This window comes from Vibrio sp. 10N.222.48.A3, from assembly GCF_041475345.1.
Classification (GTDB): Bacteria; Pseudomonadota; Gammaproteobacteria; order Enterobacterales; family Vibrionaceae; genus Vibrio; species Vibrio tasmaniensis_A.
Genome location: NZ_JBFRVX010000781.1, coordinates 1 through 2,966 on the forward strand (window position 1 = coordinate 1; position 2,966 = coordinate 2,966).

General features: G+C 42.2%; 3 protein-coding genes. 2 read left to right on the top strand and 1 reads right to left on the bottom strand.

Annotated features, from left to right (window positions below):
• The first annotated feature begins 121 nt into the window (after window positions 1-121).
• Both AB4653_RS19720 and AB4653_RS19725 read left to right on the top strand, forming a co-directional pair.
• Window positions 122-712 (top strand): phage integrase central domain-containing protein, encoded by a 591-nt coding sequence (locus AB4653_RS19720; RefSeq protein ID WP_372105098.1) that lies wholly within the window; start codon window positions 122-124, stop codon window positions 710-712.
• Window positions 713-740: 28 nt separating this feature from the next.
• Window positions 741-1,427 (top strand): tyrosine-type recombinase/integrase, encoded by a 687-nt coding sequence (locus AB4653_RS19725; protein WP_372105099.1) that lies wholly within the window; start codon window positions 741-743, stop codon window positions 1,425-1,427.
• A gap of 789 nt (window positions 1,428-2,216) precedes the next feature.
• On the opposite strand, the gene AB4653_RS19730 is transcribed toward AB4653_RS19725, so the two are convergent.
• Window positions 2,217-2,834, bottom strand: coding sequence for a LysE family translocator (locus AB4653_RS19730; protein WP_102258140.1), 618 nt, complete (start codon window positions 2,832-2,834; stop codon window positions 2,217-2,219).
• Between the last annotated feature and the right edge of the window lie 132 nt (window positions 2,835-2,966).

Genomic DNA, 2,966 nt, shown 5'->3' on the forward strand with positions numbered 1-2,966 from the left:
TGAGTCGTCTTTTGGGGCATGCTGAAGCGGAAACGACGCTAAAGTATGCGCATTTGGGACGTGAGGACGTGTGTCAGGCGGCCTCTCATGTGTCGGGTGTACTCGTTAAGGGGATGCGCTCATGAAGTCACTGTTATTCACTTCTAAAGTGATTCAATCTCTTCATTCAAAAACTCGAACGTATACGGTGTGGGATACCAAAATTCCCGCGTTAGGGGTTAGAGTCTATGCCGATGATCGCCGTTTCTATGTGACTTATCTACCCATTCCCAATAAGACGTTAGCGGCCGTGGGACAATTCACCCTAAAACAAGCCAGACAACACGTGCAAGCTTTACAGTCTTCTTTTTTAGAAAAAGAGACGAAACCGATACGGTTAATTCGCTTTGATGCTTTGGTGAAAGAAGAATGGACGGATAAGGTCTGCAAGGGATGGAAACTGAGTACACAAGGGACAGCGTCGAGCGCCTTAAGAAGGCATTTGTTGCCCGAGTTTGGACGTTTTCCTGTCAGCCGTATTGATTCGTTTCATGTGCATCGTTGGTTTGATGAACTCAGCCAGAATTACGCAGGGGCTGCCAACCGTAATCTTGATGTGCTTCGTTCTATCTTCAAATATGCGGTGAAGCAAGGTTATTGCATGAACAACCCTTGTGACGGTCTCAAGCAAAGTCGCAAAAAAAAAGCTCAATCGTTTTTTGAGTTTGGATGAGTTAGCGCGACTGCAGAAGGCATTAACGGTGGTCAGCCAGCAAGGTAATCTGGAAGCGTGCTGTTGTCAGGTGCTAAAACTGGTGCTGTTAACGGGGTGTCGAATTTCAGAGGTAACAGGCCTGCAATGGTCTTTTGTTAAAGGCAGGGAGTGGCACTTGCCGGACAGCAAAACGGGTGCGAAGGTGGTGTATGTGGGCAAGGAAGCGCAGAAACTCCTTTCAGACATACCAAAGCAAGCATGGACACAGCGTAGCGAATCACACGATGATGTGTTTATGCCTTTGCGTCGTTTTGTGAGTCGGTCGACTAAGGTTAGTATGGTCTGGCAACAGGTGCGAGCCTTAGCCCATATCGAGGATGTTCGCATTCACGATTTGCGCCATACCTTTGCCAGTTATGCGGTGTTAGAGGGGTATCCTATCCCAATGGTGTCGAAACTGTTGGGTCACACGCGCATTTCATCCACGCTTCGTTACGCTCACGTGGATGATGCGCAAGTATCGCAATCTGCTGAGGCGATAGGGGAAGTTATTAGTGGAATATTATCAGGTCAGCTTGTGAGTAACCCTAAAACTCGAAAAGTGAGAGCCTCTAAACCTAAGCCGACGAAATCTCCCCCCAAACGCAGAGGAAGACCTATCAAAGCAATACCTGAACTGACCGATGAGGAGGTTGAACGGCTTAGATATGAAGTGGATTTTTGGGAATGGTGATTAAAATCTCTGTTGGAATAACATAAGTACATCAAATTTTAAGGTTAGGGTTTTGGTGAAATTCGTGTTTGAGGGCAGTCACACTTGGAGGTCTATGCTCATTTACTTTTCACTTGCCTCACCGTAGACCTTCAGCCCTGTAGCATCAAATAGCATCAACGGCTAAATGCTGAATTGCTTTTTCACCAATCCAAAATATCAGTGACTAATGATTGATTAAAGCTTGATTATATTGCTTCCAGTTAGTTTTTTTATAGCGAGGCTTGGTCATTAATCTAAGTCTTTGAGTCAACTTAGCTGCTCAGCTCATAAGTTGAAGGTTTAATTTTCTAATCTTGATAAATAATGATTCTTTATCAAGATTACATGTGATTGTGAGCATCTTGTTTTTAAGTAAAGAGCTAAAGTTTGGCGTGTTTACTTATTAGAGTGGTAAAACGTTATGACTGTAGCAAAGAGGACATTAGGACGGATGATGTTTGTTGCGCAATTTTTACCATTTGTATGGTTTGTTCTTCTAATATTAATCCAAGAGTGATTTTAAGGCGATTTAAAACGCATACTTTGACTCCTTTGAAGAGGTGTGGCGGGTTATGCTGAGCCCTTGTACAAGGTTTTCTGTTCCACTAATTTAGCTCATCGTATTAATCTTGTCATACAAAGGGTAGTGGTAGCAGTGGTAAAAACAGCTTGAGCTAAGTTTGTTCAGGCGAGTCACTCTACTCATATATTAAGTCTAAGTGAGGAACGGTCGTCCATGTAGCGTTGAAGTCATTATTAAAGCAACTTCTATGTCTTGTTGCTAATAATCAAAGACAAGCCAAATCCAATAAATATCCCTCCAGTAACCTTATTAAATGTCGCTCTAACCTTTTCCTTTATAAGCCAAAACTTAAGCTTCTTTGTTACTAACGCGTATGTTAAAAGTGCTAGGAATGACGACGATGTAAAGGTGAGTGTAAGCAAGATAAATTGCGGTATGATGGAATGTTCAACTTCGATAAACTGAGGAAACAAGGCCGAATAAAACACGATAGCCTTTGGGTTAGTTACACCAACCAGATACGCTTCACGAAACAACATCTTTCTGTTATGCGCGCTAGCTTGGGGCTCATAATTTTTTAAAGTCCGTTTGTTTGATCTCCACGTCTTTATTCCAAGTAAAAGTAGATATATTCCGCCAACCATTTTAATAAATAGGAATAATGATTCAGATGCCAAAAGAAGAACACCTAACCCTGTAGCCGATAAGCCTGCCATTGTGATCATAGCTGCAATATTTCCAAGAATCCCTGAGACCGCTCGCTCAACCCCATACACGGCTGAATTTTTCACAGTCAATAACACCGCAGGCCCTGGGGAAAAAGTAGCAGCTACACAAATTGTAAAAAATAGTAAATAGTCCATATGTTTGTTATCCGTAATATGAAAGACCTATTGAAAATATAAAGGACGTAATGCTCTGTTAGGGGATGAGACTCCTCGACTTTAAAAAGATTACATCACAAGTATTTTATTATTCCTTGACGGTTAACTAAT